Origin of the sequence: Agromyces cavernae, from assembly GCF_021044935.1 — a bacterium.
Classification (GTDB): Bacteria; Actinomycetota; Actinomycetes; order Actinomycetales; family Microbacteriaceae; genus Agromyces; species Agromyces cavernae.
The window spans coordinates 75,331-97,064 of sequence record NZ_JAJNMP010000003.1; the positions used below are offsets into that span (position 1 = coordinate 75,331).

Annotated in this window: 23 protein-coding genes; 16 read left to right on the top strand and 7 right to left on the bottom strand. The window is 71.1% G+C overall.

The annotated features are described in order from the left end of the window. The first annotated feature begins 131 nt into the window (after positions 1–131). Genes LQ757_RS11650 through moaA form a run of 5 tightly spaced genes read left to right on the top strand, consistent with a single transcriptional unit; the run spans position 132 to position 4,533 of the window. Entirely contained in the window at positions 132–539 is a 408-nt protein-coding gene (locus LQ757_RS11650; RefSeq protein WP_231047417.1) for a TOBE domain-containing protein, read from the top strand. Continuing rightward, a complete protein-coding gene (modA, locus tag LQ757_RS11655; RefSeq protein WP_231047418.1) occupies positions 536–1,360 on the top strand; it encodes a molybdate ABC transporter substrate-binding protein in 825 nt (274 codons plus the stop codon). The genes LQ757_RS11650 and modA overlap by 4 nt, the downstream gene beginning before the upstream one ends. Beyond that, positions 1,357–2,214, top strand: coding sequence for an ABC transporter permease (locus LQ757_RS11660; protein ID WP_231047419.1), 858 nt, complete (start codon positions 1,357–1,359; stop codon positions 2,212–2,214). The genes modA and LQ757_RS11660 overlap by 4 nt, the downstream gene beginning before the upstream one ends. Beyond that, a complete protein-coding gene (locus LQ757_RS11665) occupies positions 2,211–3,371 on the top strand; it encodes an ABC transporter ATP-binding protein (RefSeq protein ID WP_231047420.1) in 1,161 nt (386 codons plus the stop codon). The genes LQ757_RS11660 and LQ757_RS11665 overlap by 4 nt, the downstream gene beginning before the upstream one ends. 40 nt (positions 3,372–3,411) lie before the next feature. Next, positions 3,412–4,533, top strand: a complete 1,122-nt coding sequence (gene moaA / locus LQ757_RS11670) for a GTP 3',8-cyclase MoaA (protein ID WP_308195623.1) — start codon at positions 3,412–3,414, stop codon at positions 4,531–4,533. 204 nt (positions 4,534–4,737) lie between these two features. On the opposite strand, the gene LQ757_RS11675 is transcribed toward moaA, so the two are convergent. The 3 genes from LQ757_RS11675 to LQ757_RS11685 all read right to left on the bottom strand — a co-directional run bounded on the left by LQ757_RS11675 (position 4,738) and on the right by LQ757_RS11685 (position 7,852). Continuing rightward, positions 4,738–5,151: a molybdenum cofactor biosynthesis protein MoaE gene (locus tag LQ757_RS11675; protein ID WP_231047421.1), complete on the bottom strand. Its 414-nt coding sequence runs from the start codon at positions 5,149–5,151 to the stop codon at positions 4,738–4,740. Between the two features lie 38 nt (positions 5,152–5,189). Then, on the bottom strand, positions 5,190–6,353 hold the full coding sequence (locus tag LQ757_RS11680; protein WP_231047422.1) for a ThiF family adenylyltransferase: 1,164 nt from the start codon (positions 6,351–6,353) through the stop codon (positions 5,190–5,192). Between the two features lie 89 nt (positions 6,354–6,442). Next, positions 6,443–7,852, bottom strand: a complete 1,410-nt coding sequence (locus LQ757_RS11685; RefSeq protein WP_231047423.1) for an HNH endonuclease signature motif containing protein — start codon at positions 7,850–7,852, stop codon at positions 6,443–6,445. A gap of 178 nt (positions 7,853–8,030) precedes the next feature. On the opposite strand from LQ757_RS11685, the gene LQ757_RS11690 reads away from it, so the two are divergent. After that, positions 8,031–8,405 carry a DUF1304 family protein gene (locus LQ757_RS11690; protein WP_231047424.1) on the top strand — a complete coding sequence of 125 codons (375 nt, stop codon included), beginning with the start codon at positions 8,031–8,033 and terminating at the stop codon, positions 8,403–8,405. Here the strand turns inward: LQ757_RS11690 and LQ757_RS11695 are convergent. Further along, positions 8,386–8,880, bottom strand: a complete 495-nt coding sequence (locus tag LQ757_RS11695) for a DUF6194 family protein (RefSeq protein WP_231047425.1) — start codon at positions 8,878–8,880, stop codon at positions 8,386–8,388. The genes LQ757_RS11690 and LQ757_RS11695 overlap by 20 nt on opposite strands. A 43-nt stretch (positions 8,881–8,923) precedes the next feature. Between LQ757_RS11695 and LQ757_RS11700 the strand changes: the two genes are divergently transcribed. From LQ757_RS11700 to LQ757_RS11725, 6 genes are read left to right on the top strand one after another with little or no spacing between them, the layout of a single operon-like run. Beyond that, entirely contained in the window at positions 8,924–9,688 is a 765-nt protein-coding gene (locus LQ757_RS11700) for a MerR family transcriptional regulator (protein WP_231047426.1), read from the top strand. A 10-nt stretch (positions 9,689–9,698) separates the two neighbouring features. Further along, positions 9,699–9,947 (top strand): MoaD/ThiS family protein, encoded by a 249-nt coding sequence (locus LQ757_RS11705; RefSeq protein WP_231047427.1) that lies wholly within the window; start codon positions 9,699–9,701, stop codon positions 9,945–9,947. A 15-nt stretch (positions 9,948–9,962) separates the two neighbouring features. Further along, positions 9,963–11,258: a molybdopterin molybdotransferase MoeA gene (locus tag LQ757_RS11710; protein WP_231047428.1), complete on the top strand. Its 1,296-nt coding sequence runs from the start codon at positions 9,963–9,965 to the stop codon at positions 11,256–11,258. A 36-nt stretch (positions 11,259–11,294) separates the two neighbouring features. Then, positions 11,295–12,542 carry a molybdopterin molybdotransferase MoeA gene (locus tag LQ757_RS11715; RefSeq protein ID WP_231047429.1) on the top strand — a complete coding sequence of 416 codons (1,248 nt, stop codon included), beginning with the start codon at positions 11,295–11,297 and terminating at the stop codon, positions 12,540–12,542. After that, entirely contained in the window at positions 12,542–13,018 is a 477-nt protein-coding gene (gene moaC / locus LQ757_RS11720) for a cyclic pyranopterin monophosphate synthase MoaC (RefSeq protein WP_231047430.1), read from the top strand. Before LQ757_RS11715 ends, moaC begins: the two co-directional genes overlap by 1 nt. A 5-nt stretch (positions 13,019–13,023) precedes the next feature. Continuing rightward, entirely contained in the window at positions 13,024–13,941 is a 918-nt protein-coding gene (locus LQ757_RS11725; RefSeq protein ID WP_231047431.1) for an NTP transferase domain-containing protein, read from the top strand. 10 nt (positions 13,942–13,951) lie between these two features. Here the strand turns inward: LQ757_RS11725 and LQ757_RS11730 are convergent, their stop codons facing one another. The 3 genes from LQ757_RS11730 to LQ757_RS11740 all read right to left on the bottom strand — a co-directional run bounded on the left by LQ757_RS11730 (position 13,952) and on the right by LQ757_RS11740 (position 16,568). Next, entirely contained in the window at positions 13,952–14,458 is a 507-nt protein-coding gene (locus LQ757_RS11730; RefSeq protein ID WP_231047432.1) for a MogA/MoaB family molybdenum cofactor biosynthesis protein, read from the bottom strand. Next, the gene (locus tag LQ757_RS11735) at positions 14,455–15,189 is read right to left on the bottom strand and encodes a phosphatase PAP2 family protein (RefSeq protein WP_231047433.1); all 735 of its coding nucleotides are present in this window, start codon (positions 15,187–15,189) and stop codon (positions 14,455–14,457) included. Before LQ757_RS11735 ends, LQ757_RS11730 begins: the two co-directional genes overlap by 4 nt. Before the next feature lie 92 nt (positions 15,190–15,281). Further along, entirely contained in the window at positions 15,282–16,568 is a 1,287-nt protein-coding gene (locus LQ757_RS11740; RefSeq protein WP_231047434.1) for a multidrug effflux MFS transporter, read from the bottom strand. A 225-nt stretch (positions 16,569–16,793) separates the two neighbouring features. Here LQ757_RS11740 and LQ757_RS11745 point away from each other — a divergent pair, with 225 nt between their 5' ends. The 4 genes from LQ757_RS11745 (at position 16,794) to LQ757_RS11760 (ending at position 21,676) form a co-directional block, all read left to right on the top strand. Next, complete coding sequence (locus tag LQ757_RS11745) at positions 16,794–18,134, top strand: GNAT family N-acetyltransferase (RefSeq protein WP_231047435.1); 1,341 nt, start codon at positions 16,794–16,796, stop codon at positions 18,132–18,134. A 281-nt stretch (positions 18,135–18,415) separates the two neighbouring features. Next, positions 18,416–19,480, top strand: a complete 1,065-nt coding sequence (locus LQ757_RS11750) for a sugar ABC transporter substrate-binding protein (protein WP_231047436.1) — start codon at positions 18,416–18,418, stop codon at positions 19,478–19,480. A 127-nt stretch (positions 19,481–19,607) separates the two neighbouring features. After that, on the top strand, positions 19,608–20,387 hold the full coding sequence (locus LQ757_RS11755) for an ATP-binding cassette domain-containing protein (RefSeq protein ID WP_231047437.1): 780 nt from the start codon (positions 19,608–19,610) through the stop codon (positions 20,385–20,387). Beyond that, positions 20,384–21,676: a sugar ABC transporter permease gene (locus LQ757_RS11760; protein WP_231047438.1), complete on the top strand. Its 1,293-nt coding sequence runs from the start codon at positions 20,384–20,386 to the stop codon at positions 21,674–21,676. Before LQ757_RS11755 ends, LQ757_RS11760 begins: the two co-directional genes overlap by 4 nt. Positions 21,677–21,734: the final 58 nt, after the last annotated feature.

Here is a 21,734-nt window from a genome sequence, read left to right on the forward strand (position 1 = left end):
GAAATCGACACCGATAAGTTAGGATAGCCAATCCTTCATTCGGATGACGCTTTCCGGCCCTGCTCCAGCGCTCCGCTGATTCGGTGTGATTCGACTGTTGTTCCCGCAGTTGCGGTCGTATTGTCGTTCTCATGACGCAGTATCGGATCAGTGAGGCTGCGCAGCTCATCGGCGTCAGCGATGACACGATACGTCGATGGTTGCGAGATGGCCTCCTTAATGGGGGTACCGACGAGGCTGGGCGACAGGTCGTCCCCGGCGGCGAGCTCGCGGCGCGCGCAGTGGCCATCGCGACGGCCGTCGACGATCGCGGGACCGTGCGGCGCAGCGCACGCAACCGGTTCGTCGGCCTCGTGACCCGCGTCGAGATCGAGGGGCTGATGGCCCAGGTCGAGCTGCAGTGCGGGCCGCATCGGGTCGTCTCGCTCATGTCGGCCGAGGCCGCGCGCGAACTCCGCCTCGAGGTCGGGTCCCGGGGCGTCGCGGTCGTGAAGGCGACCATGGTCGTCATCGAGACCGACGGGGAACCTCGCGCATGAGACATCCGATCGTTCGAACCGTGCTGCCTGCCGCGCTCGCCGCGTTGGCGCTCACCGCGTGCGCCGCCCCCGGCGACCACGCGCCCGACGGCGGCACCTCCACCGCGGCGGCCGACGGACTCGCCGGAGAGCTCACGATCTTCGCCGCGGCCTCGCTCGCGGCGGCGTTCGACGAGCTCGCCACCGCATTCGAGGCGCGGCACCCGAACCTCGACGTGCTGCCCATCACCTACGACGGCTCGTCGGTGCTCGCGACGCAGCTCATCGAGGGTGCGCCGGCCGACGTGTTCGCCTCGGCCGACGAACGCAACATGACGCGGCTCGTCGATGGCGGCCTCACCGTCGAACCTGTGGACTTCGCGACCAATGTGCTGACGATCGCGGTCGCTCCCGGCAACCCGCTCGGCATCGATGACCTCGACGATCTCGCCGACGGCGCGACCGAGACGGCCCGCGGACTGCCGGCGACGGTCGTGCTGTGCGCCCCAGAGGTGCCGTGCGGCAACGCCGCCCAGACCCTCTTCCGTGATGCCGGCATCACCGTGACCCCCGCGAGCGAAGAGCAGAACGTCACCGGCGTGCTCACCAAGGTGAAGAACGGAGAGGCCGACGCCGGCCTCGTCTACGTCACCGACGTCGAGGCGGCAGCGGGCGAGGTCGACGGCGTCGAGATCGAGAACGCGGATGTCGCGACCAACGTGTACCCGATCACCGCGCTCTCCGACGCGGCGAACCCCGAGGCGGCGAGCGCGTTCGTCCAGTTCATCGCGTCCGACGAGGGCCGAGCGGTACTCGCATCGTTCGGCTTCGGCGCGCCATGACGACCACAGCACCAGACGGCATCAGGGCCGGCGCGAGTGACACCCGTCGCGACGACCCCGTGGCTGCGCGACGCTTCCCCCTGTGGCTGTACGTTCCGGCGGCCGTCGGGGTGGCGGTGCTCGCGCTGCCCCTCGTCGCCCTGCTCGTGCGCCTCGACTGGAGGCAGGTGCCCGGCGCGGTCGCCTCACCGGCCGCGTTGCAGGCACTCACCCTGTCGCTCGCCACCGCCGCGATCGCGACGGGCGTCTGCATCGTGCTCGGCGTTCCGCTCGCCATGGTCATCGCCCGCAGCTCGAAGGGCGTGGCCGCCGTGCTGCGCACCCTCACCACGCTGCCGCTCGTGCTGCCCCCGCTCGTCGGCGGTATCGCCCTGCTCGCGCTGCTCGGGCGCAACGGACTGTTCGGCGAGACGCTCGGCGTCCTGGGCCTGCGCATCCCGTTCACCACGACCGCGGTCGTGATCGCGCAGACGTTCGTCGCCCTGCCGTTCCTCGTGATCACGGTCGAGGGGTCGCTGCGCACGGCGGGCACCCGCTACGAGACGGTCGCTGCCGGCCTCGGAGCCAGACGGTTCACGGTGTTCCGGCGCATCACGCTGCCGCTCGCGGCGCCCGGCCTCATCGCCGGCACCGTGCTGTGCTTCGCGCGCGCACTCGGCGAGTTCGGCGCGACCGCGCTGTTCGCGGGCAACTCGGCCGGCACCACCCGCACGATGCCCCTCGCCATCTACACGGCGTTCAATGGCGCAGGCGTCAGCGAAGACACAGCCATCGCGCTGTCGCTCATGCTCGTGCTCGTGGCCGTCGCGGTGCTGGTGCTCATGCGCAGCTGGCGTGAGGACGCCCCCCGATGACCAGTGCGGCCGGTGGTGGGCTCGACGCCCGGGTGGTCGCCGGGGTGGGCGACTTCAGGCTCGATGTCGAACTCGCCGTCGCGGCATCCGAGGTGCTCGCGGTGCTCGGCCCGAACGGGTCGGGCAAATCCACGCTGCTCGCCGCCATCGCCGGCCATCGCGCGCTCACGGCCGGCATCGTGCGCGTCGGCGAGCGCGTGCTCTCGCGCGCCCCGTCGATCGGCGGCGACGACGAGCCCGGCGGGGTCGATGACAGCGGCGCCGCCGACGTCGACCTGGCCGAGCGTTCCGTGGGCCTGCTCGGCCAGCACCCGCTGCTGTTCCCGCACCTGACCGCGCTCGAGAACGTCGCGTTCGGCCCGCGCGCGCAGGGCAGCGCGAGGCGCGAGGCTCGCGACGCGGCATCCGCGTGGCTCGACCGGGTCGGACTCGCGGGACTCGAGCGGAGGCTCCCGTCAGCGCTGTCGGGCGGGCAGCAGCAGCGGGTCGCGCTCGCCCGCACGCTCGCAGCGCGCCCCGACGTGCTGCTGCTCGACGAACCGTTCGCGGCGCTCGACGTGCAGACGGCCGCGGCGATGCGCCGACTCGTCGCCGAGCAGCGCGCGACACTCGCGATCCCGACGCTGCTCGTCACCCACGACCCGCTCGACGCGATCGTGCTCGCCGACCGCGCCGCCATCCTGCACGACGGGCGCATCGTGCAGCAGGGGCCGACCGCCGAGGTGCTCGGGCACCCGCGAACCCCGTTCGCAGCCGCGCTCGCCGGCGTCAACCTCCTCACCGGCGTCGCCGTCGCGCGCGACGCGGTACGCGTGGCGAGTGCGAGCGGGCCCATCGTGCTGCGCGGAACGGGCGAGACGCTGCGCGTGGGCACTCCCGCCTCGGTCGTGTTCAGTCCGGCGTCGGTGCATGCGCGGGCCGCGGCATCCGCCGACCCCTCGCAAGCGGCCGACTCGGCGCCCGCCGACAACGCGTGGTTGGGCGCCGTCGCGTCGCTCGAGCCCTCCCGCGGGGGCGTGCGCATCGTCACCGACCAGCATCCCGACCTCGCGATCGACGTGCCGTCGACCACCGCCGTCGCCCTCGACCTGAGCACCGGCGCGACCCTCGCGTTCCACGTCGCGCCCGCCGACGTCTCGGTGCGAGAGCTTTCATGATGCGGTGTTAGCGTAGACGCCACCGAAGAGGGGGTGACCCGTGACCACCCTGCTGCCCGTGCGCGCAGTCGATGCACCTGCGAGTGCGGTACCGCGAGCCCGCCGCCTGCCGTCGACGGGAACGACCCTCGGCGCGCTCTCCGACGCGTTCTCCCGGCCGATGCGCGACCTGCGCATCTCGGTGACCGACCGGTGCAACTTCCGCTGCGTGTACTGCATGCCGAAGACGGTCTTCGGGCGCGACTACGCGTTCCTCGACCGCGACGAGCTGCTGACCTTCGACGAGATCACCCGCATCGCCCGCGTGGCGGTCGCGCACGGCGTGCACAAGCTGCGGCTCACGGGCGGCGAGCCGCTGCTGCGCCGCGGCATCGAGGAGCTCATCGAGCGTCTCGCCGCATTGCGCACCCCCGACGGCCGGCCTGTGGAGATCGCCCTGACGACCAACGGTTCGGCGCTCGCGGTCAAGGCGGTGTCGCTCAAGGCGGCCGGGCTCACACGCGTCACGGTCTCGCTCGACTCGCTCGACGACGCGGTGTTCCAGTCGATGAACGACGTGCGGTTCCCGGTCGACCGCGTGCTCGCGGGCATGCAGGCCGCGCACGACGCCGGGCTCGGCCCGATCAAGGTCAACATGGTCGTCAAGCGCGGGCTGAACGACCACGAGGTGCTGCCGATGGCCCGGCACTTCAAGGACTCCCCCTTCACGTTGCGCTTCATCGAGTACATGGACGTCGGCACGTCGAACGGCTGGCGACTCGACGAGGTCGTGCCCTCGGCAGAGATCGTCGGGGTCATCGGCGCCGAGCTGCCGCTCGAGCCCATCGGCGGTGCGGCGCCCGGCGAGACCGCCGCCCGATGGCGCTATGTCGACGGCGGCGGCGAGATCGGCGTGATCTCGAGCGTCACGAACGCCTTCTGCGGCACGTGCAACCGGGCGCGCATCTCGACCGAGGGCAAGCTCTTCACGTGCCTGTTCGCGTCGGAGGGGCACGACCTTCGGGCGTTGCTGCGCGGTGGCGTCGACGACGACGGACTCGCCGCGGCGATGGCCTCGATCTGGGGCGCGCGCGACGACCGCTACTCCGAGGTGCGTGCGACGCTCACGCCCGAGCTGCGGGCTTCCCGTCCGAAACCCGAGATGTCGTACCTCGGCGGCTGACGCCCGCCGGGTCACCGTCCTCTCTCGTCCCCGAGAGTGCACTCCCCGTCATCCCGTGGGCGACACCTGCACTTTCGACCCCGGTGCGACGCGTGCAAGCGCCGACCCCTCCCGCCGAACGTGCACTCCCCGCCCTCCCCCCGGGCGACAATTGCACTTTCGACGACGTCGTGCGCACCGGTGGCGGCGATGAAGCCGCACGCCTCAGAGCCCGACCCACTCCGACACGCCGTCGGTGAAGTGCTGCCGCTTCCAGATGGGCACCTGTTGCTTGATCAGGTCGACGAGGCGTTCGCACGCGTCGAACGCCTCGGCACGATGCGGGGCGGATGCCGCGGCAACGAGTGCCACGTCGCCGATGCGCAGTTCGCCCACGCGGTGCGCGGCGGCGACGGCGAACCCGGTCTCGTCGGCGATGCGTCGCACGCACTCGGCGAGGAACCGCTCGGCCTCGGGATGGGCCTGGTAGTCGAGCGCGAGCACGTCGCGACCGGCGTCGTGGTTGCGCACGACCCCGTGGAACATCACGACCGCCCCGCTCGTCTCGGCCTCGACGGCGGCGCGCACGGCGGCCTCGTCGATGGGTTCGGCGGTCACGACGGCCGTGTTCGCGTTCATGCGTGCCTCTCTCGTGGTCATCGTCGGGAGTTCGGCCGTCAGCGGTGCACGAGTTCGCCGGCCACCGACGAGAACGCGTCGATGCCGCCGGCGAGATACACGACGTCGACGTACCCGCGTTCGCGGAGGAGCCGCGCCGCGCGGCGCGACCGGGTGTCCTGCTCGCAGTAGACGACGAGCGCGCCGTCGCCCGACCCGGGATCGGCGCCGGCGGCGAGCGCGCCGAGCGGCACGAGTTCGCTACCGCTGATACGTCGCAGCGCGGCCTCGACGGGTTCGCGCACGTCGAGCAGCCGCAGCGGCTCGCCGCTGCGCATGCGCCGCAGCAGCTCGGCCGCCGAGATCGGAGCGGCGGATGCCTCGGCCTGCGCCGTGCTCGCGGCGCCGTCGACCCCGCAGAAGACCTCGTAGTCGATGAGCGAGGTGATCGCCGGGGCATCCGCTATCGCCTCGTATGCGATCTCGCGGCTGCGACCCGAGAGCGCATCGATCGTCGTGACCCGGCCGAGCAGCAGCTCGCCGATGCCGGTGACGACCTTGACGACCTCGGTCGCCATGAGCGCGCCGACCGTGGCGCAGAGGGTCGGCAGCACGCCGCCGAGTTCGCACGAGAGCACTTCGTCGGGTGCCGGCGGCACCGGGAAGAGGTCGCGGTAGGTGGGACCGTGTTCGTGCCACGAGAGGCCGACCTGGCCGTGGTAGCGCAGGATCGCGCCCCAGACGAGCGGCTTTCCGTCGAGCAGCGCGGCGTCGTGCGTGAGGTAGCGGGTGGGGAAGTTGTCGCTGCCGTCGACGACGAGGTCGTAGGGCGCGAGGATGTCGCGGGCGTTCGCCGCCGTCATTCGCGCGGGGTGGCGCACGACCCGGCATTCGGGGTCGATCGCGGCGACGGTGTCGGCGAGCGAGTCGACCTTCGGGCGTCCGACATCGGCGAGGCCGTGGCTCACCTGTCGGTGCAGGTTCGAGAGCTCGACGACGTCGTCGTCGGCGAGGCCGATCGTACCGATGCCCGCGCCCGCGAGATAGGGCACGAGTGCGCTGCCGAGTCCGCCCGCACCGACGACGAGCACGCGTGCTGCGGCGAGTCGACGCTGCGCGACCTCGCCGAATCCGGGCAGCATGATCTGCCGGCTGAACCGGGCGATGCGCTCAGGGCTGAGCGGCGCCGACGGCTCGACCAGTGGTGCCGGACGCGCGCGCATGCGGCAATTGTACGTTCGGCCCGAGGCCGGCGCGGCGACCTGGCGCACTCGACCCACGCCAGCGCACCCGACCATGCGCACCCGACCACTCAGAAGTTCGGTTCATCGGGCAGCGGGGGCTGCGCGAGGTCTGGTGGCGGGTCGGGGATCGGATTCGCCGCATGCGTCAGGTGCGTGGCACCGGCCGGTGAGGTCCATTCGAGGGTGCCTGCGCCGGTGTGGCGTGCCGACCATGCGGTTTCGTGTTTGAGGTGGTGGTGCGCAGCGCACAGATGGGCGAGGTTGTCGAACGCGGTGCGACCTTCGTCGTTCCAGTCGATCGTGTGGTCGAGGTCGCTGCGTCGTGCTGCTCGGTTGCAGCCGGGGAATCGGCAGGTGCCGTCGCGGACCTGGAGCCACCGGGCGAGGTCAGCCGGGGGTCGGTAGCTCTGGCGGTCGATGTCGAGCACGGTGCCTGAGACCGGGTGGGTGAGGATACGGGTGAACGACGGGGCCTGGGCGGCGAGTCGTCGCGCGGTGTCGGCGTCGATCGGGCCGTATCCGTCGAGCATGCCCGGGGTGTCGGCTTCGCCCATGAGGGTGAGCACCGGGACGGTGACGTGCACGCTCGGCCGTACCCGGTCGACGGCGTCGGCGAACTCGGATCCGGATGCGGCGTCGAGTGTGCCGTACAGCAGCAGGTCGCGGGCCGCGTCGGCACGCACCTGGTCGGCGGTGAGCAGTTCGGCACGGAGCCGAACGGAACTGCGGTCGGTCTCGGCGACGGCTGCCCCGGCGTCGCGGTTCGCTCGGGCCACGCCGTCGAGCCGGTCGAAGATCAGCGCAGCGTCGGCGGCAGGCAGGAACGCATGCAGCCAGGCCATGCCGTCGGCGGCGGGCTCGAACTCGATCCGCCGCTTCGCCCGTGCACGGCGCTGTCGCTCGGCAAGGTTCTCGGACACGACCTCGTCACGCAGATGCCGGGCCTTGCGGCGCACGGTCGCGGCCGTGTTCGACTTCGAGAACTCAGCGAGCAGTTCGTCGAGCCTCGCCACCGCTTCGCGGTCGTCGCCGAGATCGCACGTGTGCTCGATCACGACCCGGGCGTGCGCCATGGTGATCGCCCCGTCACGCATCGCCGCCAGCGTCGCCGGCAGCCGGGTCGACAGCGCGGTCGCGTCGTCGAGTTGCCGCTGCATCGTGCGCTCGGGCACGTGCAACGCGGTCGCAAGCTCGGCGGTCACGGCACGGTGCGCCATCTCCCGACGCCGCTCGGGGGTCAGGGACGCCGCGACGAACGCCTCGGCGGCGCGCACCGCGTAACTCACCGTGAGGAACAGCACATCGACCCGCATCGCCGCGTTCATCGCCTCGACCCGTTGCGCCTGCACCGACGCCCCGATCAGCTCGGACAGCCCGTCTTGCGCGATCGCGTACGGCGACCGGTCATCGAGCACCGCCACCGCGTGTGAACCCTCAAAATCACCAGCTGATCTGGCCTTCGAGGGTTCATCGCTCATATCCCAAGTGTAACTGAACTCGTATCCACATTCTAGAGTCGATCATGTCTGCATTGCTTGATTCGAATCTTTATTCGAGTAGTTCATTCGTGAGACCACGCGAACGTCCAGCCGCAGCCGTCCCGCGTGCGAGTCCGCAGGTTTGCGTCCAGGGTGATCGGAGGCAGAGAATTCGGGCATGAACGCCGTGGCATTGGTGTTGGCAGCGCTGTTGGGGCTGGTGCTCATCGGAGTCGGCTCCCTGGAAGCGTTCCAGTATCGGAATCAACGGTGGTTCTCGATGTTCCGCATTCGACCACAGGATCATGATGCTGTGCGCATCTGGGTGATGTTCGTCGGGTTCTACAACATCGTCTATGGACTCGGCGCACTCACCGGCGTGATTCTGACTATGAACGGGCAGACCGCCGCGGGCGCGGCACTCGTCGCGTTCGTGTGCATCTCGCACATCGTTCTGGCGGTCGTCCTGCTGGTGGTCGAACGGAAGCTCTGGCGAAACTCGATCTCCGAGGCTGTTCTGCCGGTCGCGATCCTCATCGCGATGGCCTTCTGACCGCCGGAAGGTCGTCGGCGCCGGACCGACGCTCGGCGCGTCCACGATCGTCAGCGTGCGCGTCGCGCAGCAGCGCCAGCGCGGTCGTGGTCGTGCGAATTCCGGGGTTGACGATGGCGATCCAGCCGAGCGACCCGTAGACGGGGTGCGGGAGGATCACGTCGGGCTCGGTGAAGTCGCGAGCAGTGAAGTCGCGCGGCGACTCTCCCGTGAGCTCCGCGAATCTCGCCGTGCCGACATGGATGTTCAGCCTCCAGCGGCCTGGCGGATCGAGATTCGACAGCGCATCGTCGGGATAGTCCTTCGTGACGATCGTCGCGTAAGGCTGCCGGTTGCTCGGGATCGAACCGTCGGGTGAGGCGTAGAAGAAGTGGTCGCCCCACGCGATCTCGGGGAAACCACTGCCGGGTCCGGGAGCGAGCTCCAGCACGCCGTCGAAGGCTCGAACGGTTTCGAGGATCAGCTGCATACTCATAGTTGAAGTGTGACGTTGAAGTGCTTATGGAGGGTTCCAGACCGTGCCTGATGCGGAGACCGACCTCGGCCTGATGTCGACTGCGGAGCTGGCGGGCTTGTCGGGATACTCGGTGCAACAGGTGCGCGACCTCGAACGCCTCGGCGTCATCCCGCCGGCGCGTCGTGGCGCCAACGGGTATCGGCAGTTCTCCTCCGTCCACATCGTGGCGTTGCGCGCATATCGCGACCTTGCGCTCGCTGTCGGACCGGTCGAGGCACGCCAGGCGCTGCGCGCGATCCGCAGGCTGCCGCTCGACCCCGCTGCCGCACTCATCAACTCCTTCCACGTCACGCTCGCCCGGGCGCGAGATGAGGTGCTTGCGGCGCTACGAGCACTCGACCAGATCAGGGCGGAGTCGACGACGGATTCGCCTCCCGACGCGGACGACGCGATGACGATCACCGAGCTCGCCGCCGCGTTGGGGGTGCGATCGTCCACCCTCCGATTCTGGGAACGACAGGGACTGGTCGCGCCAGAGCGGGTGACCCGGCTGAACGTGCGGCGATACCCCGGATCTTCCATCCGCGAAGCACGGATCACCGCTGCGCTCCGGTCCGGCGGCTACGGCATTCCCGAGGTCCGAGCGCTCCTCCACTCCATTCGCGAGTTCGAAGGAGTCGACGACCCGCACACTGCCCTTCACGAGCGACTCGACACCATCGCGAAGAAGACACTGGCGTTGCTGACGGCGGGGACCGACATCGTCTCACTCATCGCAGACGAGACCGCCGACCGCCCGCCGACGGCCTCGTCGCCTGCGGGGTAGCATCATGGCCATGGCGCTCGTGACCGTTCGGTACTTCGCGGCGGCCGCAGAGGCGGCCGGCGTCGACGAAGAGCGACTCGAGTTCGCCGACACGGCGACGCTCGGAGCATTGCGCGATGAACTCGTCGCCCGGTACGGCACCTCGATGGAGCGCGTGCTGCGGTCGGGTTCGTTCCTGGTCGACGGCACGGTACAACGCGAGGCGGGTCATCCGCTCGCCGACCGGGTCGACATCCTGCCGCCGTTCGCCGGCGGCTGAGCCTCGGAGGCCACGATGCGCACGTTCGTCGAACACCAGCGCGCGGTGCGCGAGTTGCTCGCCCCGCTGCACGCGTCGCTCGAGGCTGCCGAGGGCGCCGAAGTGCTCGCACTCGACGCCGTCGCGGGACCCCACGGTCGGGTTCGCGCCCATGGTCGGGTACTCGCCCACGATGTGCTCGCGCCCGGCGACCTGCCGGCGTTCGCGAACTCGCAGATGGACGGCTATGCGGTCTCCTCGACAGATCTCGCCGCAGCGCGGCCCGAGAAGCCCGTCGAGTTGCCCGTCGGTCGCACGACCGCGGCCGGCGACCCGATCCGCACGCACGCGCGCGGAACCGCGTCACCCGTGATGACGGGTGCGGCCGTACCGCACGGCGCCGACGCCGTCGTGCCGATCGAGGCGACCGATCCACCGCGGTTCCCGGGGCTCGGCGGGGACGCCCACGACGTGCCGCCGGGCACGACCGCACGCTTCGCAAACCCCGTCGCGGCGGGCGCGTACGTGCGGGCGATCGGCACCGACGTCGCCCGTGGCGAGGTGCTGCTGCCCGCGGGCGCACGCCTCGGACCGCCCCAGCTCGGCACGCTCGCCGCGGCCGGCATCACCGAGGTCGCGGTGCGCCGCCGCATCACGGTGCTGCTGCTCTCGACCGGCCACGAGCTGCGAACGGCCGGGGCCCCGCTCGAGCCCGGACAGATCCACGACGCGAACACGCCCATGCTGCGCGCGGCACTCGACGAGGCGGGTGCGCTCGTGCGCGACGCGCTGACGCCCGACGATCCCGACGCCGTCGTCGAGGCGCTCGAGGGCTCGGCCGGGCTCGTCGACCTCGTGATCACGACGGGAGGGGTGAGCGCCGGCGCGTTCGAGGTCGTTCGCGACGCGCTCGCGGCGCGCGGCGTCGAATTCGTCAGCGTCGCGATCCAGCCCGGCGGTCCGCAGGGGCTCGGCCGGGTCATCCTCTCGCCCGGAACGCCCGGGGTGCCCGTCGTGACCTTCCCCGGCAACCCGGTGAGCGCGCTCGTCTCGTTCGAGTTGTTCCTGCGGCCGGTGCTGCGGGCGTTCGCCGGGCTCGCTCCCGACCGCCCTCGCGCCCATCTCAAGCTCGCGCACCCGGTGACATCGCCGATCGGCAAGCACCAGGTGCGCCGCGGCGTCATCGACGGCGATGGCGCGGTCGAGGTCGGTGCGCCGAGCTCGCACCTGCTGCACGCCTACGCGAACGCGACCGTGCTCGTGCACCTGCCGGTCGGCGTCGACGCGCTGCCCGCGGGCGCACCCGTCGACGTCTGGCGGATCGATGACTGAGCCGCGCCCGGCAGTGCGACGCACCCCGTTGGCCCGATGAGCGCCGGCGACCTCGAGACGGTCGACGCGCACCTGGCGCGGGTGCTCGGCGCGGTGCATCCGCTCGCCCCCGTCGAGGTGCCGCTCGCGGAGGCCGACGGGCGCGTGCTCGCGGTCGACGTGCGCAGCCGGCTCGACATTCCGCTGTTCGACAACTCCGCGATGGACGGGTACGCCGTGCGCCACGCCGATGTCGCCGCGGCGAGCGCCGACCACCCGGTGACGCTTCGGGTCGTCGCAGAGGTCGCCGCAGGCAGCGCCGACGATCCCGCGATCGGCCCGGGCGAGGCGGTGCACATCATGACCGGGGCGCCGCTGCCGAGCACGGCCGACGCGGTCGTGCCGGTCGAGCACACCGATGCCGGCCACTCGGCCGTCGCCGTGACCATGGCGCCGAGACCCGGGGCGCACGTGCGGCGCTCCGGCGAAGACCTGCACGCCGGCGATGCCGTGCTCGCGTCGGGGGTGCGGCTCACCGCGATGCGCGTGTCGGCCCTCGCCGCCGCGGGGCACGCCCTGGCCACGGTGCATCCTGCGCCCCGCGTGGGCGTCGTCTCTACCGGCAGCGAACTCGTCGCCCCGGGACATCCGCTCGCGCGCGGACTGATCCCCGAGTCGAACTCGCTGCTGCTCGCCGGCCTCGTCCGCGAGGCGGGCGGCGAAGTCGTGCACGTCACGAGCGTGCCCGACGACGAGTCGGTGCTCGACGACGAGCTCGCCCGCTGCCTCGACGCCCGCCTCGACCTCATCGTGCTGTCGGGCGGCGTGAGCGTCGGCGCTCACGACGTCGTGAAGGCGACGCTCGCGCAGCTTCGCACCGTCGGATTCCACACGATCGCGATGCAGCCCGGCAAGCCGCAGGCGTTCGGGATGCTGCACCGCGACGCCGAGACGCCGATCCCCGTGTTCGGGCTGCCGGGCAACCCGGTGGCGACCGCCGTGTCGTTCGAGGCGTTCGTGCGGCCGGCGCTGCTGCGCCTGCAGGGGGCGGCCGACGTGCATCGGCCCCGCATCACGGCGGTCGCAACCGAAGGCTGGCGGGTGCCGCGCGCGAAGCTGCAGTTCATGCCCGTCGCGGTCGTCGCGGCCGCTGACGGCCGGCCTCGCGTACGGCCCGCGACCCGCGGCGGGTCGGGCTCGCATCTCGTCGGCGGCCTCGCCGCGGCCGACGGGTACGCGATCGTGCCCGCCGAGGTCGACGAGGTTCGCGCGGGCGACCCCGTGACTGTCATGCTGGTGACCTGATGAGCAAGCAGCCATTCACCCACCTCGATGCCCGCGGCGAGGCCCGCATGGTCGACGTGACGCAGAAGAATCCCACGGTGCGCAGCGCCACCGCGACGGGCCGCGTCGTGTGCGGGCCCGAGGTCGTCGCCCATCTGCGCGACGGCAGCGCGCCCAAGGGCGACGTGCTCGCGGTCGCGCGCATCGCCGGCATCCAGGCCGCCAAGCGCACCGCCGAACTGCTGCCGCTCGCGCACGTCATCGGCGTGCACGGCGTGGTCGTCGACCTGACCGTAGGCGACGCCGGCGTGGACATCGCCGCCACCGTGCGCACGGCCGACCGTACCGGCGTCGAGATGGAGGCCTTCACCGCCGTGTCGGTCGCCGCGCTCGCGATCGTCGACATGGTCAAGGGCATCGACAAGTCGGTGTCGATCGAGGGCATCCGTCTCGAGGCGAAGACGGGCGGCAAGTCGGGCGACTGGCACCGCCCGTGAGCGTCATGCCCGTCGCTGGCATCGTGCTCGACGCCGTCATCCTCGCCGGGGGCAGGTCGTCGCGTCTCGGCGGTTCGTCCAAGGCCGAGCTCGTCGTCGGCTCGCGGCGGCTCGTCGACCTCGCCGTCGATGCGGCGGCCGCTGTGGGGGCGCGCACCACCGTCGTCGTCGGCCCTCACGGGCTCGTCGCGCCCCCAGTGCTCATCACGCGCGAAGACCCGCCCTTCGGGGGGCCCGTCGCCGGCATCGCCGCCGGCCTGGCCGCACTCGACGGCGTCGACGCCGGCGACGATGCATCCGACCGTCCCGCCGACCGCTGGGTGCTCGTGCTCACGTGCGACCTGCCGCTCGCCCGCCCAGCTGCGGCCGAACTCGTCGCCGCCGTGCCCCGCGCCCCGCTCGACACGCACGGCATCCGCCTCGACGACGGCCGACCGCAGTGGCTGCCCGCCGTCTACCGGCGCGACGCGCTCGCGCGGACACTCGCCGCCCTCGGCGACCCGCAGGGGGCCTCGATGCGCGCGCTCGCCGAACACCTGACGCTGATGACGATCGCCGACCCGGGCGGGCTCACCGCCGATGTCGACACCTGGCAGGACCTCGAGGACGCCCGACGTGCGCATGCGCACCCTGAACCGCCCACGGAAGGATCGAGCATGCCGAACACGCCGAACTCCCCCGAGTCGCTCGACCGGTGGCTCGTCGCCCTCGCGACCGAACTGGGGGTCGATCCCGCCACGGTACCCGTCGGCGACATCCTCGACCTCGCGCGCGACGTCGCGCACGGCGTGGCACGGCCGGCCGCCCCGCTCAGCACGTTCGTGCTCGGGCTCGCGGTCGGAGCCGGCAACGGCTCGCTCGCCGAGTTGTCGGTACGTACGAGCGCCCTCGCCGACGGCTGGTCGCCCGACGAGACCGCCTGATCGCCGAACGTCAGTGATCGCCGCCGTCGAGCTGCGCGATCAGGTGCGGCATCAACGGGATGAGCACGTCGAGCCCGTCGGCGACGCCGCCGGTCGAGCCGGGCAGGTTCACGACGACCGCGCGCGGCAGCCCCGCCGGTGCGGCGACGCCGGCGAGCCCGCGTGAGAGCACGGCGGTGGGGACGACGGATGCCCCGCGCCGGCGGATCTCGTCGGAGACCCCGGGCAGTTCGGCCGAGAGCAGTGGCCTCGTGCCCTCGGGGGTGAGGTCGCGCGGGCCGATGCCGGTGCCGCCCGTCGTGACGACGAGGCGGAACCCCGCCGTGAGCGCCGCCGCGATCGCCGCCTCGACCGAGGCGGCGCCGTCGGGCACGGTCGCGACGTGCACCGCCTCGAACCCCGCGTCCGTCAGCCGGTCGGTCGCGGCCGGCCCCGAGACATCCGCCCGCTCGCCGCTCGCCGAGCGGTCGGAGACGGTGATCACCGCCGCCCGGATTCGCTTCCCCCCGTCGGTCACAGCCTGCCCGATCCCTGCTCGGGCGGCGAGACCTTCGCCTGTGCGCGGGACTCGCTGCGGTCCGAGACGCGTTCGAGTCTCGCCAGCCGTTCGCTTTCGAGCGGCCGCGCGAACGCGGCCCACAGCACGAGCGCGACCCCCGCGCCGACGAGCATGCCGCCGACCGTGTCGCTGAGCCAGTGCGCACCGAGGTACGTGCGGCTGAGCGCCATCAGCACCGCGTACACGGCGCCCAGCACCCACACCCACACGTGCGGGAAGAGCACGCCGAACACCACCGCGATCGTCGCCGCGTTGGCGGCGTGGCCCGACGGGAACGAGCCGAAGTCCGACGCGACGATCATGTCTTCGGGGCGGCCCCGGTCGAAGGTGTTCTTCAACAGTTGCACGACGCCCGCGCTCGCGGCCGAGCCCACGATGAAGTAGCCCGCCGCCCACGGCCGGCGCACGATGAGCAGCACGACCGCCGTGGTGACCGGCACCGCGAACACCGCGAACCGCCCCCCGCCGATGAAGTTCATGAAGTACGAGGTCGTGTCGCCGACGGGCCCGCGCACGCCCAGCATCACGGCGGCCCACCATTCGTCGACGGCGAGCACGATGCCGGCCTGGCCGAACGTGATCGCCGCGCCGAGCAGCACCGCTGCCACGAGCGCCGCGCTGCCGATCGCGAGCGGCATCCGCCACTCGTGTCGTCGATACCACGCCGCACGGTCGTCGCGTTCGGCCATGCCTTCACGCTAGCGGCGCGAGCGCCCGGATGTCAGGAACGGATGCCCCGGCGCGCGGGCCGTGTCGATCCCCCGCGACATCCGATCGCCGTTCAGTCGCTGAGCGCGGGAACCGATCGCGGCCGAACCAGCGCCCACAGCGCAACGATCGACACGAGGGCGGCGAGCGCCATGACGAACGCCATCGGCACGGCGCTGCCGACGCCCATGAGTCCGATGAGCGGTGAGATGGCGCCGGCGAGGCCGAAGTTCAGCGCACCGAGCAACGACGCGGCCGTTCCGGCCTCGGCACCGTGGTGCGCGAGTGCGAGCACCTGCACCGCGGGGAACGCGAAGCCGCACGCGAGGATGAAGAACCAGAGCGGGATCAGGGTGCCCCAGAGCCCCGTGCCCGACATGTCGAGCAGCATGATGGCGCCCGCGAGCAGGAACTGCGCGGTGGTCGTGCCGGCGAGGATCCATTGCGGCGGAACGGGCCCGCGCATCAGTCGCGAGCTCGTCTGCACGCCGATGATGACGCCGACCGAGTTCACGCCGAAGAGGATGCCGTACTCCTGCGGGCTGAAGCCGTAGACCTCCTGGAAGAGGAACGACGACGTCGAGAGGTAGCCGAACAGGCCCGTGAAGGTCATGCCGCCGATGAGCGCGGCACCCAGGTAGACGCGGTCGCGGAAGAGCACGGCGTACCGCTGGCGGAGCGTCGAATGCCCGGCGACGTGTCGCTTCGACGCGGGCAGCGTCTCGACGATGAAGAACGCGACGCAGGCGACGACCACGGCACCGTAGACCGCGAGCACGACGAACACGCCGCGCCAGTCCATGACGGCGAGCAGTTGCGAACCGATCACCGGTGCGAGCACGGGTGCGAGGCCGTTGACGAGCGCGAGGCGCGAGAGCATGCGCACGAGCGGCTTGCCGCCGAACAGGTCGCGCACCATCGCCATGGCGACGACACCGCCCGCGGCCGCACCGAAGCCCTGAAGTAGACGGAACACGCTGAGCCAGATGATGTCGGGGGCGAGCGCCGCCGCGACCGATGCCGCGATGTGCAGCGTGGTCGCGAGGATGAGCGGCAGCCGTCGGCCGACCTTGTCGCTCCACGGGCCGACGATGAGCTGGCCGAGCCCGAAGCCGATCATGGTGCCGGTGAGCGTGAGCTGCACGGCCGTCGCAGATACGCCCAGCTCGGCCTGCATGACCGGGAACGCCGGCAGGTAGAGGTCGATCGTGAACGGGCCGAGCGCGGTGAGCGCGCCGAGCACGAGCACGTACACGAGTCGCTGCCGGCTCGTGAGCAGCTCGCCCGGATGCGACGACACGACGGGGGTCGACCGGGTGTCGTCGGGCCGGACGATGGGGATGGAGCTGGTGACGGACATGCGCGTTCCTGATGGAGGTCTCGTGATGGCGACGCGCATCGTCGGGCGCCGGGAGTGCGGAAGGCGGCGCACGCGGCGCCGCCCTCGGGATCCGATTATCGCGATACGAGTCTCGAATCGATTCGACAGGCTTGTCAGTCTAGCGGGTGGGAAGGGCTCGACGCGACACGACCCGACGGGCGATCGACCGGCTCGGCGCCGTCGCGGCGCGGATAGGCTGGGGTGATGTCGTTCGATCTTCGGGGTATTCCGCTCGACGCCACGGCCGCCCGCACCCTCGCCGCGAAGGGCCTCGAGTATCGACTGGTCGACACGAGCGACGTCGCCGCCGCCACGGCGTGGATCGCGGCCGACTTCCGCGGGTTCCACCATGCGCGCCCACGGCAGGTCAGCGTCGACTACGACCTCGCCGTGATCGCCGAGCGGCGGGTGCAGGGCGTCTACGACCCCACGATCAGCGACCCCGCGATCCCGGTCGCAACCGTCTCGAGCTGGCCCACCGGGCTCAGCGTGCCCGGCGGGCGCAGCGTCGACGCCTGGGCGGTCAGCTCGGTCACGGTCTCGCCCACCCACCGCCGGCGCGGCATCGCCCGGGCGCTCATGCTCGCCGAACTCGAGAACGCCCGCGCCGCGGGCGCCGCGCTCGCGGTCCTCACCGCCACCGAGGCGACGATCTACGGTCGCTTCGGGTACGCCCCGGCTGCGCGAGCCGCCACCGTGCACGTCGACCGACGGCGCACCCACTGGATCGGCCCCGACGCGCCGGGGCGCGTGCAGTTCGTCGAGGCCGAAGACCTGCGCAGGATCGCTCCGGCGCTCGCGCGGCGCGCGGTCGCCCGCACGCCGGGCGAGATCGACCGGTGGCCCGGCATCCTCGATCGGGCGCTCGGCCTCGTCGACCCCGAAGGCGAGCACTCGCGGCGCAAGCGCGTCGTGCGCTACGACGACGAGCAGGGCAACCCGCAGGGCTTCGCCGTGTTCCAGGTGGTTCGCGAACCCAATGAGCACGGCGTCGTCGAGTTCGACTTCCTCGCCGCCGCGACCGACGACGCCGAGCGGGCGCTCTGGCGCTTCCTCGTCGAACAGGACTTCGTCACGAGCGTTCGGGGTCTGCTGCGCTCGGTGGACGAGCCGCTGCCATGGCTGCTCGAAGACCCGCGGGCGATGACCGTGTCCGACGTGGTCGACCACCTCTGGGTGCGCGTGCTCGATCCGGTCGCCGCGCTCGGGTCGCGCCGCTACGGCACGGCCGGCACGCTCGGCATCGACGTCACCGATCCGCAGGGTCATGCGGCCGGCCGATTCGAGCTCGTCGTCGACGAACGCGGGCGCGCCGAGGTGCAGCGCGCCGATGGCGCCGGAGCCGGTGCCGGCGGGTCGACCGCGAGTTCGACCCCGGGCATCCGACTCGGCGTGCACGAGCTGGGCGCGATCTTCCTCGGCGGCGTGCGACCGTCGGTCCTGGCCCGAGCGGGTCGGCTGACCCTCTCGGCGCCCCGAACGGCCGAGCTCGCCGACCGCATGTTCCTCGGCCCGCGCACGCCGCACCTCAGCATCTGGTTCTGATCGCGCGACGTTCGCCGGCCTGCCGCCGGTGTCGGCATGCGGCGTAGGCGGCCGGCGCCGGCCGCCGACACGCACCCCCAGAACGAGGGCTTGCGTGAGAGCGCTCCCCCGCCGTTCCGCGCGACAGTGGGGATTCGTCCGCCGACCGGGTCGTTCAGTTATCCAAGCGTTACCTTCGGAAATGTTCGGCACGGAGACAAATGCGGGATCATGGCCTTGCCTCCGCCAATGCCGACGGAGACACCCGGAGGGGTCACCTCACCTTGAAGAAGGGGAGAGCCATGAAGACGTCTTCATTGGTCTCTACTGCCGCGGTCGTCGGTGTCTCGGCGCTACTGCTGGCAGGCTGTGCAACCGGTGACGGGGGCGGTGGAGAGAACACGGGCGACGCGACGGCATCGCGCGCTTGCGTGATCCTCCCCGACGCGGCCTCGTCGCCTCGCTGGGAGAACAACGACCGTCCGTACCTGCAGGAAGGACTCGAGGCTGCAGGCTTCGAGACGGACATCCAGAACGCGCAGGGCGACGTCAACAAGTACGCCACCATCGCCGACCAGCAACTCAGTCAGGGTTGCGGCGTGATGCTGCTCGTCGACTACAACGGCGCGGGCGCCGCGGTCGCCGAGAAGGCCAAGGCCGAGGGCATCCCGGTCATCGCCTACGATCGCCCGATCGCGGGCGCCGACTACTACGTGTCGTTCGACAACGCCGAGGTCGGCAGGCTCGAGGGCCAGTCGATCCTCGACGGCCTCGCCGCGGCCGGCAAGGATCCGGCGACCGCGATCGTCGTCTACATGGGCGGCGACCCCGCCGACGGCAACGCGAAGATGTTCCATGACGGTGCCGTCGAGGTCATGGAGGCCGCCGGCATCAAGCCCGCCGCCGAACCGCCGGGCGTCTGGGACGGCGAGAAGACCGCGACGAACTTCGAACAGGCCCTCACCGGGCTCGGCGGCAAGGTCGACGCGGTCTGGGTCGCCAACGACACGAACGCCGCGGGCGTCATCACGATCCTCGACAAGAACGGCCTCGTCGTTCCCGTCTCGGGTCAGGACGCGTCGATCGCCGGCCTGCAGAACGTGCTGCTCGGCAAGCAGACCGCCACGGTCTACAAGCCGATCAAGCTCGAGGCCGACGCCGCGGTCGAACTCGCCATCGCACTGCTCGGCGGCGAGACCCCGACGGCCGACCAGGAGCTCGAAGACGGCACGCCCTATGTGGCGGTGACGCCGCAGCTCGTCGGACCCGAGGAAGTCGTCGACGTCGTCGACGCCGGCGACGCCGACCCGGCCGAGCTCTGCCAGGGCGAAGTCCAGGCGAAGTGCGCCGAGTTCGGCATCGAATAGTCGCACCATCACGGGGTCCCGCCTTCGGCAGCACGAACGCCGGGCGCGGGGCCCCGGTTCCCCTCTCCCATGCTCCGCATCCGAGTGCCACACTGAGAGCCAGACAGCGTCGTCGAAAGGAATCGACATGAACATGGGCGCAGATCCAGGCGGCGTGGGCGCGCCGATCATCGAGCTCGAAGGGGTCGTCAAGAGCTTCGGCCCCGTCAGCGTGCTCAAAGGTGTCGACCTCGCGGCCTACCCGGGAAAGGTCACGGCTCTGGTCGGCGACAACGGCGCCGGCAAGTCGACGCTCATCAAGGGGCTCGCGGGAGTGCAGCCCTACGACGACGGCGTCGTGCGCTTCGACGGCGATCCGATCACCCTGCATACGCCGCGCGATGCGGCCCGACTCGGCATCGAGGTGGTGTATCAGGATCTCGCGCTCTGCGACAACCTCGACATCGTGCAGAACATGTTCCTCGGGCGCGAGGAGACCGGCCTCGGCACGTTCGACGAGGGCCGCATGGAGAAGGAGGCATCCGACACGCTGCGCTCGCTCTCGGTGCGCACCGTGAAGTCGGTGCGCCAGAAGGTCGCGAGCCTCTCGGGCGGCCAGCGGCAGACGGTGGCGATCGCCCGCGCCGTGCTCAAGCGGGCGCGCGTCGTCATCCTCGACGAGCCGACGGCGGCGCTCGGCGTCGCCCAGACCGAACAGGTCCTGCACCTCGTGCAGCGGCTCGCCGAGCAGGGCGTCGCCGTCATCATCATCAGCCACAACCTCGCCGACGTGTTCGAGGTGGCCGACCACATCAACGTGCTCTACCTCGGCCAGATGGTCGCCTCGCTCGACGCGAAGCAGACCACGCGCGACGACGTCGTCGGGTACATCACAGGCACCAAGACCCAGCAGGGAGCGAACGCATGAACGCGAACCCGACGCCTCCCGGCACCATCGCACCCGACACTTCTGCGAGTGATGTCGCACCCGACCTGATCGGCAGCGGTCAAGAGGGAACGATCGGCGACCAGGTGCGAGCCTATTTCCAGCGCCTCCGCAGCGGCGACATGGGCGCGTTGCCCGCCATCGGCGGGTTCGTGGTGTTGACCATCCTGTTCAGCTTCCTCAGCCCGTTCTTCCTCACCGAGCGCAACTTCGCCAACCTGCTGACGCAGGCGGCCACGCTGGTCATGCTCGGCATGGCCCTCGTGTTCGTGCTGCTGCTCGGTGAGATCGACCTGTCGGCTGGCGTGACGAGCGGCATGACCATGGCGCTGTTCATCGTGCTCGTGAACGTGCACGCCGTGCCGTGGATGCTCGCCCTCGCCATCGCGTTCGCGGCCGGCATCCTCACCGGTGCGCTCATCGGGTTCTTCGTCGCGAGGGTCGGCATCCCCTCGTTCGTCGTGACCCTGGGCCTGTTCCTCGGGTATCAGGGCATCACGCTCATGATCATCGGCGCCGGCGGCCTCTACCGCGTGCAGATCTCCGAGATCACCGCCATCCAGAACCGCAACCTCCCCGTGTGGGCGGGGTGGGCGATGCTCGTGGTCATCCTCGCGGTCTCGGCGGCGACATCGTTCTGGGACCGCGCACGGCGCACCCGCGCAGGCGTGCCGAATCGCACGATCTCGCTCGTGTGGGTCAAGCTCGGCGTCATCGCCGTGATCGGCGGCGCCGTGGTCGCGATCCTCAGCCGCAATCGCGGTCAGTCGGTCGGGGTCGTCGAGGGCGTTCCGATCGTCGTTCCGATCGTGCTCGTCATCCTCTGGATCGGCACGTTCGTGCTCGACCGCACTCGGTTCGGCCGGTACCTCTACGCGATCGGCGGCAACGCCGAGGCTGCTCGTCGCGCCGGCGTCAAGGTCATGCTCATCCGCTGGAGCGCCTTCATCGTGTGCTCCACACTCGCCGTCGTGTCGGGGCTGTTCTCGATCAGCAAGGTCGGCTCGGTCGACGCGGCCGCGGGTCGCGAGATCGTGCTCTCGGGCGTGGCCGCGGCGGTCGTCGGCGGCGTGAGTCTCTTCGGCGGCCGCGGCCGCCTGCTGCATGCCGCGATCGGCGCACTCGTGATCGCCGTGATCACGAACGGGCTCGGCCTGCTCAACCTGCCGGCCGGAGTGAACCTCGTGGTCACCGGCGGCGTGCTCATCCTCGCAGCGACGGTCGACGCGCTCTCACGGGTTCGCGCCGGCGGTTCGATCATGCGCACGTGACCGCGAGACGACGATGACGGATGCCGCGGCACGGCGCCGCGGCATCGGTCATGAGACC